Origin of the sequence: Corynebacterium sp. L4757 (assembly GCF_043673995.1) — a bacterium.
GTDB lineage: Bacteria > Actinomycetota > Actinomycetes > Mycobacteriales > Mycobacteriaceae > Corynebacterium.
The window spans coordinates 77,309-91,475 of record NZ_JBIMEN010000003.1 but is presented as its reverse complement, the minus strand read 5'-3'; the positions used below and the strand labels follow the sequence as shown (position 1 = coordinate 91,475).

Annotated in this window: 11 protein-coding genes; 7 read left to right on the top strand and 4 right to left on the bottom strand. The window is 55.3% G+C overall.

The features are described 5' to 3' along the window. Window positions 1–9: 9 nt before the first annotated feature. Window positions 10–1,551 carry a hypothetical protein gene (locus ACG98I_RS05170; protein WP_394719159.1) on the top strand — a complete coding sequence of 514 codons (1,542 nt, stop codon included), beginning with the start codon at window positions 10–12 and terminating at the stop codon, window positions 1,549–1,551. Here the strand turns inward: ACG98I_RS05170 and ACG98I_RS05165 are convergent. Beyond that, window positions 1,484–2,575, bottom strand: a complete 1,092-nt coding sequence (locus tag ACG98I_RS05165; protein WP_394719160.1) for a glycosyltransferase family 4 protein — start codon at window positions 2,573–2,575, stop codon at window positions 1,484–1,486. The two genes, ACG98I_RS05170 and ACG98I_RS05165, sit on opposite strands and share 68 nt — an antisense overlap. Window positions 2,576–2,630: 55 nt before the next feature. Here ACG98I_RS05165 and ACG98I_RS05160 point away from each other — a divergent pair, with 55 nt between their 5' ends. Then, a complete protein-coding gene (locus ACG98I_RS05160) occupies window positions 2,631–3,362 on the top strand; it encodes a class I SAM-dependent methyltransferase (RefSeq protein WP_394719162.1) in 732 nt (243 codons plus the stop codon). 30 nt (window positions 3,363–3,392) lie between these two features. Here ACG98I_RS05160 and ACG98I_RS05155 read toward each other — a convergent pair whose 3' ends face one another. Then, a complete protein-coding gene (locus ACG98I_RS05155) occupies window positions 3,393–5,219 on the bottom strand; it encodes a phosphoenolpyruvate carboxykinase (GTP) (RefSeq protein ID WP_394719164.1) in 1,827 nt (608 codons plus the stop codon). Window positions 5,220–5,635: 416 nt separating this feature from the next. Here ACG98I_RS05155 and trmB point away from each other — a divergent pair, with 416 nt between their 5' ends. The 5 genes from trmB to ACG98I_RS05130 are packed head-to-tail and all read left to right on the top strand — an operon-like array spanning window position 5,636 to window position 10,940. Beyond that, window positions 5,636–6,376, top strand: coding sequence for a tRNA (guanosine(46)-N7)-methyltransferase TrmB (gene trmB, locus ACG98I_RS05150; protein ID WP_394719166.1), 741 nt, complete (start codon window positions 5,636–5,638; stop codon window positions 6,374–6,376). Then, a complete protein-coding gene (locus ACG98I_RS05145) occupies window positions 6,376–6,969 on the top strand; it encodes an NYN domain-containing protein (protein ID WP_394719168.1) in 594 nt (197 codons plus the stop codon). Before trmB ends, ACG98I_RS05145 begins: the two co-directional genes overlap by 1 nt. A 12-nt stretch (window positions 6,970–6,981) precedes the next feature. Beyond that, window positions 6,982–9,534 (top strand): MMPL family transporter, encoded by a 2,553-nt coding sequence (locus ACG98I_RS05140; RefSeq protein ID WP_394719169.1) that lies wholly within the window; start codon window positions 6,982–6,984, stop codon window positions 9,532–9,534. Then, window positions 9,535–10,578: a YbhN family protein gene (locus ACG98I_RS05135; protein WP_394719171.1), complete on the top strand. Its 1,044-nt coding sequence runs from the start codon at window positions 9,535–9,537 to the stop codon at window positions 10,576–10,578. Next, a complete protein-coding gene (locus ACG98I_RS05130; RefSeq protein ID WP_394719172.1) occupies window positions 10,575–10,940 on the top strand; it encodes a DUF3054 domain-containing protein in 366 nt (121 codons plus the stop codon). Before ACG98I_RS05135 ends, ACG98I_RS05130 begins: the two co-directional genes overlap by 4 nt. Before the next feature lie 74 nt (window positions 10,941–11,014). Here the strand turns inward: ACG98I_RS05130 and ACG98I_RS05125 are convergent, their stop codons facing one another. Both ACG98I_RS05125 and pabB read right to left on the bottom strand, forming a co-directional pair. Beyond that, window positions 11,015–11,845, bottom strand: coding sequence for an aminotransferase class IV (locus tag ACG98I_RS05125; protein WP_394719173.1), 831 nt, complete (start codon window positions 11,843–11,845; stop codon window positions 11,015–11,017). Beyond that, the gene (gene pabB, locus ACG98I_RS05120) at window positions 11,842–13,941 is read right to left on the bottom strand and encodes an aminodeoxychorismate synthase component I (protein WP_394719175.1); all 2,100 of its coding nucleotides are present in this window, start codon (window positions 13,939–13,941) and stop codon (window positions 11,842–11,844) included. The genes ACG98I_RS05125 and pabB overlap by 4 nt, the downstream gene beginning before the upstream one ends. Between the last annotated feature and the right edge of the window lie 226 nt (window positions 13,942–14,167).

Below are 14,167 nucleotides of genomic sequence, written 5' to 3'. Positions count from 1 at the left end.
TCTAACGCGATGCACACTGACGCGGGGACCGTCGATGCGAGGAACACTCACGCGGGGCTCTCCAACGCGATGCGCGCCAAGATCATCTGCGTTGTATTTTCGGCGGCAGTTGTTTTGGGCATAGTGTGGCCTTTTCTTTTCCCCGGCCAGTTGGCTTGGCGGGACATGTTGGTGCTCGATTCGCCTGGGTTGACCTCGGCCAATTTCGGCGGCGGTGATCTGTTTGCGCGCAATGCGCCACAGGACGGGTTCCTCGCCATCATCGGAATGGTGCTGCCGGCGACCATCGTGGTCAAAGCGATGATGGTGCTTTCAGCTGCGAGCGCTGCCTATGGTGCGTGGCGGCTATCGAACCGCGAGCTTTTGCCCGCGCTGGCCGCGATTGGGTTGGCAGTATGTAATCCATTCATCATTGAAAGGCTTCTGCAGGGACATTGGTCTTTGGTGATTGCCGCATGGCTTTTGCCGCTCATTGCCGCGACTGGGCTGGCGGGGCAGGCACTGATAGTGTGGCTGCTGCTTTTTCTCACCTCGCTGACGCCTACCGGTGCGATCATCGGCTTGATCGTGGCGTTGGTCTGTTTTCGCACACACCGACTCATCACGCTGGGGCTGGGCGTGTTTTATATGTTGCCGTGGGCTATCCCAGGCATCATCGCCACGTTTACCGGCGCGCAAGAGATGAATGCTCAAGCCGCAGCCGAGGCTTTTGCCCCACGCGCCGAAGAAGCAGTGGGAACCTTCGGAGCGATACTCGGCTTGGGTGGCATCTGGAATGCCGACGCCGTGCCTGAATCGCGGCACTTAGGATTCGCGCTCTTCGGCTTTGGCATCATTGCCTGCGTATTACTCGGCGCACGGTTTGTACCCAAGAGGCTGGCGGTGCTCGCGCTCATCGGCATCGGTCTGACTACAGCTGCATGGCTGTGGCCTTCCGGGATGGCATGGGCATTGGACTACCTCCCCGGCGCGGGGCTCATGCGCGATAGCCAAAAACTCCTCATGCTTGCCATCCCGTTTTATGTCGCTGGCCTGGGCAATATTGACCGGACGGTGCCCGCAGCGATTGCGCTGGGCTGCGTGATTCTCCAAACCCCGGATGCGTCCTCCTCCCTCGCAGTTCTCAAGGGCCATACAGGCGAGCTAGTGGATGAAAAGCTTGTCGCGGATGCAGCAGGGCGTGATGTTTTATTTATTGACCGCGATACCCTCGTGGATATCGAAGACAGCCCCGTCATTGACCCTTATTCCAAGACTCTAAACAAGGTGGAATCCGGATCGTTGACCGTTGATGGTGAGGTCATTGACCTGCCAAGTAGGCGCTGGGTGGCCGCGATGACTGCGTGGGAGGACAAGGACCTCAAAGTCTTGGAGGAACTCGGTGTTGGAGTGATCGTGGAAGATGAAGAAATCATCGCCGAAACCAACGCCCCGGCCTATAGTCCCCCGTGGATTTTGACCAGTGCGTGGATGCTGGGGCCGATTATTGCTGCGTTAGCTGCATTAGCAATTGTTCAAAACGGGCGCCGGTTGAATCCCATGAATAGTTAAGCGCGAATTCACGCGCCGCCTCACCTAAACGCGCACGCTTGGGCACATCCTCAATGAGCTCATGTGTTGCTTCATAGAATGCCTTTTCATCATCAACCAAGATGCCAGTGTGGCCGTTGATGACGCTATCGCGGAGCCCGAAAGAATAGCCGATGGTGGGCACTCCATGTTGCGCTGCTTCCATAACAGCCAGACCCCATCCTTCTTTGCGCGAGGGCATCAAGTGAATATCAGCACGCGCTAACAGGGCATGCTTATAGTCTTCTGTGACCTGGCCGTGGAAAATGACCTTCTCCCCCACGCCGCGGCTTTGCGCATAGGCATGCAGCTCGGACTCCCACCAGCCAGTACCGATGACATCCAGGGTGGTATCGGCAAGCAACGCAACCGTGTCAATGGCATGCTCAATCTGCTTATAAGGCACCAGGCGCGACAGCGTGACCAGGTGGATGGGTGATTCGCGCGCGATGATCGGCACCGGCTCCGGAATAGGATCCACACCATTCTCTATAATCTGCGCACCATGCACACCCAGCTCCGCCAAGTCAGCGCGGGATGCTTCTGAGACCGTCACGGTCGGTGAATTGCGGTACACCCGCGGCGCGACCTTGGATTCCAGAAACCAGCCCAAAGGGCCAATAATGCGTCCGGCCACCGGCCACACTTCACGGTGACAATGGTGCGTGAGCAGTACCGTGGGCTTGCCTGCGACCACACGTGCAAAAAATGGGATGCCATTTTGGGTATCAACCACCGCGTCGAATCCACGTAAAGGGCCCAGCCCGAAACGGCCAGCCACAATCGCCGCAAGCGCTTTAGGATATACGCTATATTTCGCACCACCGCGGGAGTAGCGAATACCATTGCGTACCTCTGAGCGTGCGGCATTCATATGCCGTGAGGTGCGAAAAACCACCTCGTGGCCGCGGGAAACCAGATACTCCCCGACGCGCTCGAGGTAGCGTTCTGAACCGCCGCCTTGGGGGTGAGTGGAGTCGCGCCAGCACAATAGGAGGATCTTCATGGTGGGTACTAAGCCTAGCGTTAAAGGGGCGAAGTCCTTAAAACACACTCGGGCAATGGCAACCTTTTCGCGTGCCTGGCAGCTACTCCGCTCTTTTCGTTTTGAGCAGTCCCGACCAGATATCTTCTATGGCGGGCTAGCAAAAGACACAGCAGTGCTCATCGATTCCCTGTGCCGTGACTGCAGCTTAACTCTTTCTGGCAGCAGGGTTTTAGATGTCGGCGGCGGGCCAGGATATTTCGCTGATGCTTTCAACAACCGCGGCGCGCAGTACTTCGGCGTCGAGCCCGATGTAGGTGAAATGTCCGCTGCCGGTATCGCCGTGGCCAATGCTGTGCGTGGTGATGGCACCGCTCTGCCATTTGCCGATGACACCTTTGACGTGGTCTATTCATCGAACGTTGCCGAACACATCGATCGCCCCTGGGCGATGGCCGATGAAATGCTGCGTGTCTCTAAACCCGGCGGCATTGCCGTGGTCAGCTATACCGTGTGGTTGGGTCCTTTTGGTGGGCATGAAACCGGGCTGTGGCAACACTACATTGGCGGAGATTTCGCTCGCCGCAGATACGAAAAGAAACATGGGCATCCGCCAAAGAATGTTTTTGGAAAGTCACTGTTTAATGTCTCCGCGAAAGAGGGGCTAGCTTATGCCCGCGAGAGAGCCCTGGTACAGGCCTTTCCGCGCTATCACCCATCCTGGGCCTGGTGGATTGTGAAAGTACCCATGCTGCGGGAGTTTTTCACATCGAACCTGGTGCTGGTGCTGAAAAAGCCCACCAGCTAGGTTCCGCTGATGGGCTCTTAAAGCGAAGAATTACTGGATAGCTTCGATGCGGTCCTGGAGAGCATCAAGCTGGTTGTGTACTTCTTGTGGCACGCGTGGGCCGAGGAAGCGCAGGTACTCGAGGTTGTCCTCCAGGTCTGCTCCCCACTCTGCTGGATCCACAGCAAGTGCATCCTTGATGTCGTCCAGTGGAGTGTCCAGGCCGGTCAGGTCCAGGTCCTCAGCGCGTGCGGTATTACCGATAACGGTCTCCTCAGCGCCAACCTTGCCCTCAACGCGGTCAATAACCCACTTGAGAACACGCGAGTTCTCACCGAAGCCAGGCCACAGGAAGCGGCCATCGTCACCACGACGGAACCAGTTAACGAGGAAGATCTTTGGCATCTTCTCGCCGCCCTTGTTGCCCATGTCAATCCAGTGCTGCAGGTAGTCACCAGCGTTGTAGCCGATGAATGGCAGCATTGCCATTGGGTCATGACGCAGAGAACCGACGTTAGCCTCAGCAGATGCTGCGGTCTGGCCAGAAGCCAGCAGGGAACCAATCATGGTGCCGTGCTCCCAGTCGAAGGACTCGGTTGCCAGTGGGACGGTGCTTGCGCGGCGGCCGCCGAACAAGATCGCGTCCAGCTTGACGCCCTTCCAGTCATCAAACTCTGGTGCCGCAGTTGGGCACTGGGAGATTGGGACGCAGTAGCGGGAGTTTGGGTGCGCCGCAGGGGTCGCGGAGTGTGGAGTCCAGTCCTCGCCGAGCCAGTCGATGAGGTGCTCTGGAGCATCGCCGTCCATGCCCTCCCACCAGACGTCGCCGTCATCGGTCAACGCAACGTTGGTGAAGATGGTGTTGCCTGGCTCCATGGTCTGCATCGCAATTGGGTTGGATGCGTAGTTGGTGCCTGGTGCAACACCGAAGAAGCCATTTTCTGGGTTAACAGCGTAAAGGCCATCTTCGCGCAGGTGCAGCCATGCGATGTCATCGCCGACAACCTCTGCGCTCCAGCCTTCCAGGGTTGGGGTAATCATGGCCAGGTTGGTCTTGCCACATGCAGATGGGAAAGCACCAGCGATGTGGTACGCCTTACCCTCTGGGGAGATCAGCTTCAGGATGAGCATGTGCTCAGCCATCCAGCCCTCTTCCTTCGCCATAACGGAAGCAATACGCAGCGCGTAGCACTTCTTAGCCAAGATGGCGTTTCCGCCGTAGCCAGAACCGTAGGACCAGATTTCCTTGGTATCAGGGAAATGCGTGATGTACTTGGTGTCATTGCAAGGCCATGCAACATCTTCCTGGCCTGGCTCCAGTGGTGCACCAACAGAGTGCAGCGCGTGCACGAAGTTGCCGTGCTCACCAATCTTGTCCAGTGCTTCCTGACCCATGCGGGTCATGACACGCATGGACAAAACTACGTATGCGGAGTCAGTCAGCTGAACGCCCAGCTTTGGGTCCGGGTCATTGATTGGGCCCATGCAGAAAGGAACGACGTACATGGTGCGACCACGCATGGAGCCGGAAAACTCCTCCATCATTTCTTCCTTCATTGCCTCTGGCGGAACCCAGTTATTGGTAGGGCCAGCATCTTCTTGGTTCTCTGCGCAGATGAAGGTGCGGGACTCTACACGCGCAACATCCGAAGGGTTAGAACGCGCCAAGTAAGAATTAGGACGCTTCTCTTCGTTGAGCTTGATCAGGGTGCCCTTTTCCACCAGCTCAGAAGCGAGGCGGTCTGCCTCTTCCTGAGAGCCGTCGATAAAGACCACATTCTCTGGCTGAAAAAGCTCCACGTTTTCATTAATCCAGTTAATGAGCTCTTCATTCTTTGTTGGTGCTTCACCAACTAGGCCTTGAATCACGGCGGTCATCTACTAAATCTCCTGCGATAAATTGGGAAGGATCTTCTCTGAGTTAGTCTCAGCCACCAGCCTAACTGTCAAAGAGAAGAAATTTGATTGGTTTTACACCCCGGTGGTTATATCCACCGAACCTACCACAAGATTTGCAGCGCGAAAGGGGCGTAAACCACATATAGCGTTTGGTTTTAGCACCCCTTAACGGGGGAGGACTTAGAAATCTTTAGCGCGAAACCATTTCCCTAACGTCACCCCCGGGCCAAAACTGGTTATATCCGCTGGTTTCTCTACCCGTGTTCTTGTGCACTTTCCCGCGTCAATCTTTGCCTATATAGCACTGTGCATGGACAATAGTAGGGATAACAGTAATAAACTTTTGTCACACCGATTGCTCTCATTGTTTCTCTAATACTTAAAAGAAAAATCTTATGAATAATAATTCTGGCCGACCGCCACAAACTGATTTCAATTCCGTATTCAATAATGACCTGGACTACCCACGCTTGGGCAACGTCACGTTCCGCCGTGGCACCCTGACTGATAATCAGGACGCCATGTTCAATGAACATTGGCCACGGTTGGGCAAAGAGCTTTCCGATTCCCTCATTGATGTTGACGCCTGGTTTGGCCGGGAAGGCCACAAGACCATCGTGGAAATCGGTTCTGGTACCGGAACCTCTACCGCAGCAATGGCACCTTTGGAGGCCGATACCAATATCATCGCGGTCGAACTCTACAAGCCGGGTCTGGCGAAGCTCATGGGCCAGGCAATTCGCAATGATCTGAGCAATATTCGCATGGTGCGCGGCGATGGCGTTGAGGTCATGGTTCGCATGTTTGAACCTGAATCCTTGGATGGCATCCGGGTGTTCTTCCCCGACCCTTGGCCAAAGGCACGCCACAATAAGCGCCGCATCATCCAATCGGGCACACTGAATCTCTTCGCATCACGTTTGAAGAAAGGCGGCGTCCTACACGTGGCCACTGACCACGCGGACTACGCCGAATGGATCAATGAACTCGTTGAGGTTGAGCCAACCTTGGATTACAAGGGATTCCCGTGGGACGAGTGCCCACAGTTGGTCGACCGACAGGTCATCACCAAGTTCGAGGGCAAAGGTCTGGATAAAGACCACATCATCACCGAGTACCTGTGGGAAAAGAAATAATGAGCAGCAAGTACGCACTCATATGGGACGCGCCCAACATGGATATGGGTTTGGGCGCCATCTTGGGCGGTCGACCCACCGCCGCATATCGCCCGCGCTTTGATGCCATCGGCCGTTGGGTTGTACTCAACGCCATGGATCTTGGCGCGGAAGCTCATGCTTCGGTGTTTACCAACGTCACCCCTGGCGGCGCCGATGTCATTCGCCCGTGGGTGGAGGCCATCCGCAACGTTGGTTTCTCCGTCTTTGCCAAGCCCAAAGTGGATGAGGATTCTGATGTCGACCCAGACATGGTCGAATACATCCTCAACAACCGTGATGACTTAGCGGGCTTAGTGGTGGCCTCTGCTGATGGGCAGAATTTCCAGCCCCTCCTCGAGGAACTCGCCGGCGAAGGAATTCCGGTCACGGTGCTGGGTTTCCATGAGCACGTATCCTGGGCAATTGGTTCCAGCTCTCTAGAGTTTGTGGACCTGGAGGATATCCCTGGGGTCTTTAGGGACCCACTCCCCCGCGTCAGCTTGGATGCACTTCCGCCAGAAGGCGCTTGGCTGCAGCCTTTCCGTTCTTTGTCCGCGTTATTAGAGCACTAGGAGAATTAACTCGTGTTTTTGAAATGGGGCCGGTTTTCCTACGCCTACCGCAAGATCATTCCCTTTGTGCTCGTTGGCTTAATTCTTTTCCTCTTCCTGGCCTTCGGCACCAAACTTGGTGACCGCATGAGCCAAGAAGGCTGGGAGGATCCGAATGCGGAATCCACCAGCGCAGCGCAGATCGAGCATGAAGTCTTTGGCCGCGATAACTCCGGCGATGTCATTGTCATGGTCAATAACCCTCAAGAAAATCTTGAGGAGGGCCGCGCATATACACAGGACCTACAGGAGCAGTTCCCTGATCAAATCGCGCAGGTCACTAGCTACTTTGATACCCAGAACCCGAACATGCTCAATGAGGAAGGCAATGTCGCCTTCATCGCGATTGGCCTGGCGGGCGATGATGAGCAAACGCTGAAAGACTTCCGCACCATCCAGGATGCGCTGACTGATACTGAGCTCGATGTTCAGATCGCTGGTGCAACGGCTGTCGCGGATGCACTGGATTCGGGCATGGCCGATGACATTTCACGTGCTGAACGCGCAGCCTTGCCGCTCGTCGGCTTGCTCCTGCTCGTTGTCTTCGGCTCTGTCGTTGCGGCCTTCATGCCGCTGGTCGTAGGTGGCCTATCCATCCTGGGCTCCATCGGCATTTTGGCCATCCTGGCAAGCTTCCTGCAGGTCAACGTATTCGCACAAGCAGTAGTCACGCTACTGGGCTTGGGTTTGGCTATTGACTATGGCCTCTTTATGGTCTCCCGCTTCCGTGAGGAGCTGGATAAAGGCCGTGAAGTCAAAGACGCGGTGGCTGTTACAACCGCGACCGCAGGTCAAACCGTGGTGTTCTCCGCTGCCATGGTGGCCGTGGCACTGTCCGGACTCTTTATCTTCCCGCAGGCTTTCCTTAAGTCCGTGGCCTACGGTTCTATCTCGGCGGTCGCACTCGCTGCGCTGCTGTCTGTCACGCTGCTGCCTGCGCTCTTTGGCATGCTCGGCCACAACATTGATAAATGGTCTATTCGTCGCACCAAGCGCACCGCACGGCGCCTTGAAGACACCTGGTGGTACAAGATGCCGAAGTGGGCTATGAAGCGCGCAAAGCTGATGACAGTCGCTATTTGTGGCCTTCTCATCGCGCTGACCATCCCACTCGTGAATGTCTCCTTCGGCGGCATTAATGAAACCTATCTACCGCCGACGCAAGAAACCCGCGTGGCGCAGGATAAGTTCAATGAAGAATTCCCTAGCTTCCGTACCGAGCCAGTCAAACTCGTGGTGGAGAATGCTTCCAATGAGCAGCTGGTCGATGTCATCATGCAGGTGCGTGAGCTCGACGGCCTGACCTCACCGATGGCACCTTCGTCTGCAACGGTCGATGGAACAACGGTGCTCTCCGCTGGTATCGAAGACCGCGATGACTATGCCGATATCGTGCACCAGCTCGAAGACCTCGATGCGCCTGAGGGCGTGAACCTCTATGTTGGCGGCACTCCAGCAATGGAGGTGGAGTCGCTCGACGCTCTCTTCGGTAAGTTGCCATGGATGGCCATCTACATTCTGGTAGCCACCTTCATTCTGATGGCGCTGGTCTTTGGATCCGTGGTGCTGCCAATCAAGGCAATCTTGATGACCCTTCTGACCCTCGGTGCGACGTTGGGCATCCTGACAGCAATGTTCGTCTCCGGTGTCGGTTCCGGTCTGCTGAACTTCTCCCCTGGCCCACTGATGTCCCCAATCCTGGTGCTGATTGTCGCCATCATCTACGGCCTGTCTACGGACTATGAGGTCTTCCTTGTCTCGCGCATGGTTGAGGCCCGCAAGCAAGGCGCATCAACAGATGAGGCCATTAATTACGGCACAGCGCACACCGGCGGCATCATCACCGCCGCAGCGCTCATCATGATTGTGGTTGCCGGTGCATTCGGTTTCTCTGACATTGTGATGATGAAGTACATCGCCTTCGGCATGATCTTCGCGCTATTCATTGATGCAACCATCGTCCGCATGCTGCTGGTACCAGCTGTCATGCACCTACTGCGAGAAGATAACTGGTGGGCACCGAAGTTCATCCACAAGGCTTATGAAAAACTCGGCCACGGCAGCGAACCTGAGCTCGCAAAGGAACCAGCCATGGCTGGCGCTGTTGCTGGTGCAGGCGCTACGGCAGGCGCTGCTGGTGCCGCAAACGGCGTGTCTGAAGGTGCATCCGAGCCTGCATCGAAGGAAAAGACTGTAGGAGCCGAAGAAGCTCTGTCGGTTGATGCTGGAGCTGATAGCGCTGATGCGGATGAAGCTAACGTGGAGACGCCTGCACCGGCTGAGACCGTTGAGAATGGCCCTGACACCGCGCAGGATGCCGCTGACCAAGAGTTCTGGGAGTCCTACGAGGAAGCAGCCACGTGGGCGGACTACAACGATGGTGAAGGCTTTGATGATGAGGATGAGTCCGGACCGGGACGTTCAGGTCGCACGATCGACGAAGATGAGTCTTTGGTTCCTTTTGATGAGCTTATGAAGCGATTGGCACAAGAACGCAAGAACCGTTCATCGGATGATGACTCCTAGATGACTATGCAAACAGGCCTGCGCTGGCTGCGGTGGGGCGCATCGCTCGCGGTACTCATTGTTTTGCTGTGGGTATTTCGCGATGAGCTAGACTCTCTGCAAGAAGGTTTCAGCCAGCTGCGCGACGCGAACCCGCTGGCGGTCGTCCTCGTCGCAATCGCCTCGCTTGCGGCAATCGTGTCGATGAGTGGCGTGATGCAACAGTTGATTAGCGCCGGCGATGTCCCGGTGGATATGAAGGAAGCCACAGCGATTTCTTTGGCCTCCAATGCCTGGTCCACCACGCTGCCGGCAGGCCCGGCTTTCTCCGCGCTACTGACATTCCATGTGCAGCGGGCCTGGGGCGCCACTGTCGCACTATGCGCTTGGTTCCTGGTTGTTTCTTCAGCCATATCCACCATCTGGCTCGTGTTGATGGGGCTGTTTGGCGTGATGCTCATGCGCGCATCAATTCCATTGAGTGCGCTCATTACTTCCCTCGTGCTTATGGTCCTCTTGCTGGCTGGGCTCTTCTGGGTGACAAATAATCCCAAGAAGGTTGAGCGCTGGCTGAATCGTCAAAAGATCATCAAGGGAAAGGTTCTCACCGCCCTGGTGGAGCAGGTACGCAATCTCAACGAGGTGCATTTATCGCGCTACCAGTTCCTTTCGGTCTCAGCACTTTCACTGGGCCATCGCCTCTTCGATCTCCTCTCCCTGTGGGCTTGTGTATGGGCCGTTGGCGGCTTCATCCCCTGGATTGATGCCTCAGAGAATCAAACCACTCTCGCTGGCGTTACGCTCGCCTATATCACTGCCAAGCTGGCCGGTTCCGCGCAAGTAACCCCGGCGGGACTGGGAACAGTGGAGGCCGCGATTATTGCAACTCTGGTTGCTACCGGTATGACCGCTGTGGATGCAACAAGTGCCGCTGTGATTTACCGTTTGATATCGTTCGCGTTGATGACCGCCATCGGCTGGGTCGTTTACTTCTGGCATTACGCACGCAAGGGACTCAAAGTCTCTTCATTGCAACTGCCAAATTCTAAGAAAGAAAACTCATGACGAATGTGACTAAGCAAGTAATCCTCGACATCGTAGCGATTGCGATTTTCGCTATTCTGGCACGCTTCGCGCACCCGCCGGTCACCCTAGGTGGCATCTTTGATGCCTTCTGGCCATGGGCACTAGGCGCGCTCGTCGGCTGGGCCATTTTGGTGTGGCTCTTTAAATCCCAGAACATCTGGGTTCAAGGGCTCGTGGTGTGGGCCTCTGCGATTGTCTTCGGCATGATCTTCTGGGCAATCGTCAATTCCTCGCTACCACACTGGAGCTTCCTCATGGTTGCCACCATCATGTCCGCGGTACTGCTCTTTGGCTTCCGCGCCGCCACGCAGTTCATCAACCGCCGAAAAGCCGCAGCCTAGTTGGAAAATACGGGCTCTTCCTCAGCTGTGAGCTAATAGGTATCATTCTTCATCAACTCCACGTCGGCGTTGCTTTAGAGAAACGCGGATAAATCGGGGTGAGCGTAGTCGTCTGAAGCAGCGCCAAACTGTGCCCACCACCAGTTAATCCATTCGCTCTCGCGGGGATGACGTGGTGGGTTTATGACTGTGCCCTCCACATGAATCTGCGTCACCGGGCTGATGCCGTGGAGAGCATTAAGAAACCACACGGCACCGGCGTTGAAGTCTGCTGGGAAGATGGGCGCGAATTTTATCTGTATTCCGATCTCCCGGGCACGGTGGAAGACTTGATACAGGGTCACGCTGGGCAGTTGCTTATCTATCCGGTCAGATAATACGAGGACATCATCTTTCCATAGGGCCAACGCACCCGTGGTTGCTTCCAGACAAGCACCGTCAGCATCGCTGATGATGAGGTCATCAACATCGTCTTCGAGACCGGCCTTGAGTTCAGCAAATAACGCTAGGTCGGGGCCTTTGAGCAAAGGAGCTACGCGGCGATCTTCGCCCGAAGCATAGGCCAAAGTTGTCGCGGTTCTAACTGTGGGAGCTGGACGGACTTCGAAGCCGATGCGCATGCTCCCACCGGGAAGTTCGATAAGAGAAATCCGCGGAAACAGCTCAAGACGGCGGTTGTCAGAGTTGGATAAATGATTATCTATCCATTGCCACATATCGTGCTGTTGCTGTTCAGTTAAAGCAGCGCCAAGTGAGGAAATCGACGCATTGAATCGGGCAGCATGTTGCCCGAGGCCGAAAGACTTACCGTAGCAATGACGCCAGGAATCGATCACAAGCACACTGTGGTCCCCTACCAATGGCAGCGAACGAAACTCGTCATCTTCCCATATCAATAAGGTCATGAGACTGTCTCCATGCCTGTGGATTGTGTGCTCCAGATTTGAGCGATTGAACGCAGAAGGGCTGCCGCTTTGAGTTCTTTCTCCGCGTTTTCTTCCGCAGCGACAGAATCGAGAACAATTGCCCCGCCAGCGCCCACGCTGATGTCATCGCCAGCTTTAACAATTGTGCGGATCACGATATTTAAGTCTGCTGCACCGTCTAGTCCCAAATATCCGATGGTGCCCGAATATACTCCCCGTGGTCCCGCTTCTAAAGAATCAATAATGCTCAGCGTACGTTCTTTAGGCGCGCCCGTCATCGAGCCGCCTGGGAAGGTGGCATGAAGCAAATCGATGAGATCCGCATCTTCCCGCAGTGTTCCCTGGACTGTACTAACCAGCTGATGCACGGTCTGAAAGGACTCCACTCCCATGAGCACAGGAACTTCCACAGACCCGACTTCACATACCCGGCCGAGGTCATTGCGCAGTAGATCCACGATCATCAGATTCTCTGCTCGTGTCTTTGGATCTGTTTGTAAAAAGTAGCTGCGCCGTTGGTCTTCATCAGGATCTTCTGAGCGCGCAATCGTGCCTTTAATGGGTTTGCTCGACACGGTGCCGTCTTCTTCGACTTTGAGAAATCTTTCGGGCGATGAGGACAATATCTCCAGTTCATCACCGAATGCCCCCAGTTTCAGGTAGGCGGCATAAGGTGCGGGATTATTGCGCCGCAGCTGCCGGTACAGCTCCCAGCCATCAACTTCGGCCTGAGTTTCATAGGTATCGGTCAAGCACACTTCATAGCTGTCTCCACGACGCAGCGCCTTATCGATTTCCCCAATTCGCTCCACGTACTCATCAGCCGACAGCCGCCATGTCCCCTGAAGGGCGGATGTTGCGTGCACAGCCAGATTCGCTTTACCCGCATGTGCAACTTCTACTAAGGATTCCTCAAGCCATTCCATCAGCTGCGCAGTCTCTGCCGTCGGGCCTTCGGCTGCGTCACAAACAACGCACAAGTGCGCAATCGCTTGCCGATGATCAACGACCACAAACGCTTGCGGAAATACCCAATAGGCATCGGGAATAGTCGCACTGTGTATTCCTGGGCCAACCGTTAAAGCTTTGCATTCATATCCCAAAAATCCGACATAACCACCCCGAAAGGGAATCTCGGGTAAGTCTTGAGTAGCAAGAGACTCAGCAAGCATCTCCCGCAGATAGGACAAAATATCAGTCTCAACGCTCAAGACCTCACCATTGCTGGCCACCTGCACTCTGCCGGCAGTTATGTCATATCGGATAGATGCAGCCTGAGACCCCGCGTTGGTACCTAGAATTGAATACCGGCCTGCCCCGGTATCTCCATCTTCGTCTGCGGTTGCGGAATCCAGCCAGAATGCGTCTGTTGCTTGCTCTTTTAACCGTGCAAAGGTGGCCTCGCAGTCAATGGGTGCCGACATTTCGCGGTGTTCAAGCTGCCATTTCCCGTGCACGGTCTGTGGGTTTGCCACTGTATCCTGATGCTGGCTTTCTCGGCCAAGGAAGTTTCCCACCAAGGTTTGGCCATGCTCAGTCAAAATAGATTCTGGGTGGAATTGCACGCCCCAATGTGGCCGTCCCACCACTTTCAATGCCATAACTACGCCATCTTCGGACCACGCCTGCGGCTGGACGCGTGTTGTATCAATATCGTCCACGCACAGTGAGTGGTAGCGCACCACCTTGAAATCTTGCGGAATACCAGCAAATAGATCCGATCCGGTGTGGTGGACAGTGCTTATGAATCCGTGTTTCGTTGCTGGCGCTCTTTTTATCCCGGCACCGTTGCTTAATGCTAGCCCTTGGTGCCCCAAGCAAATCCCCAGCACTGGCACATAATGTGCGGCTTCGATGATGCGGCGCGCAGCGTCAAAATCACGCGGATTCTCAGGGGTTCCCGGCCCAGGCGAAATCACCACATGGCTAAATTCGCCAGCCCTTACCCGCTGCGGGAGGTTTTCAACTTCGCTGTGTTCGGCTCGGATGACAAGCGGTTCCTCGCCTGCTACCTCGGCAATGAGCTGATAAAGATTGAAAGTATAAGAGTCGTGATTATCGAGTAGCAGAATCATCGAAGCCCCACCTGTCTGAACTAGAAATGCGGGCCCCGTGGGGATTCCCACCGAGCCCGCATGATTGCGCGGTTCTTACATGAACTGCGCAGCGATTCCGTTGATCAAAATGACCGTGTAGCTGATCAGTTCTCCGAGAATATCTACGGCGCTGGATAGCATAATCGTGGCTCCTAAACTATTTTGTTGAGCATCTGACCTTTAGTATATCGGCCTAGACAAGTAT

Excerpts from the sequence above, each read along its gene's own strand:
- ACG98I_RS05170 (WP_394719159.1), top strand. The coding sequence starts at position 10 with ATGCACACTGACGCGGGGACCGTCGATGCGAGGAACACTCACGCGGGG.
- ACG98I_RS05165 (WP_394719160.1), bottom strand. The coding sequence starts at position 2,575 with ATGAAGATCCTCCTATTGTGCTGGCGCGACTCCACTCACCCCCAAGGC.
- ACG98I_RS05160 (WP_394719162.1), top strand. The coding sequence starts at position 2,631 with ATGGCAACCTTTTCGCGTGCCTGGCAGCTACTCCGCTCTTTTCGTTTT.
- ACG98I_RS05155 (WP_394719164.1), bottom strand. The coding sequence starts at position 5,219 with ATGACCGCCGTGATTCAAGGCCTAGTTGGTGAAGCACCAACAAAGAAT.
- trmB (WP_394719166.1), top strand. The coding sequence starts at position 5,636 with ATGAATAATAATTCTGGCCGACCGCCACAAACTGATTTCAATTCCGTA.
- ACG98I_RS05145 (WP_394719168.1), top strand. The coding sequence starts at position 6,376 with ATGAGCAGCAAGTACGCACTCATATGGGACGCGCCCAACATGGATATG.
- ACG98I_RS05135 (WP_394719171.1), top strand. The coding sequence starts at position 9,535 with ATGACTATGCAAACAGGCCTGCGCTGGCTGCGGTGGGGCGCATCGCTC.
- ACG98I_RS05130 (WP_394719172.1), top strand. The coding sequence starts at position 10,575 with ATGACGAATGTGACTAAGCAAGTAATCCTCGACATCGTAGCGATTGCG.
- ACG98I_RS05125 (WP_394719173.1), bottom strand. The coding sequence starts at position 11,845 with ATGACCTTATTGATATGGGAAGATGACGAGTTTCGTTCGCTGCCATTG.
- pabB (WP_394719175.1), bottom strand. The coding sequence starts at position 13,941 with ATGATTCTGCTACTCGATAATCACGACTCTTATACTTTCAATCTTTAT.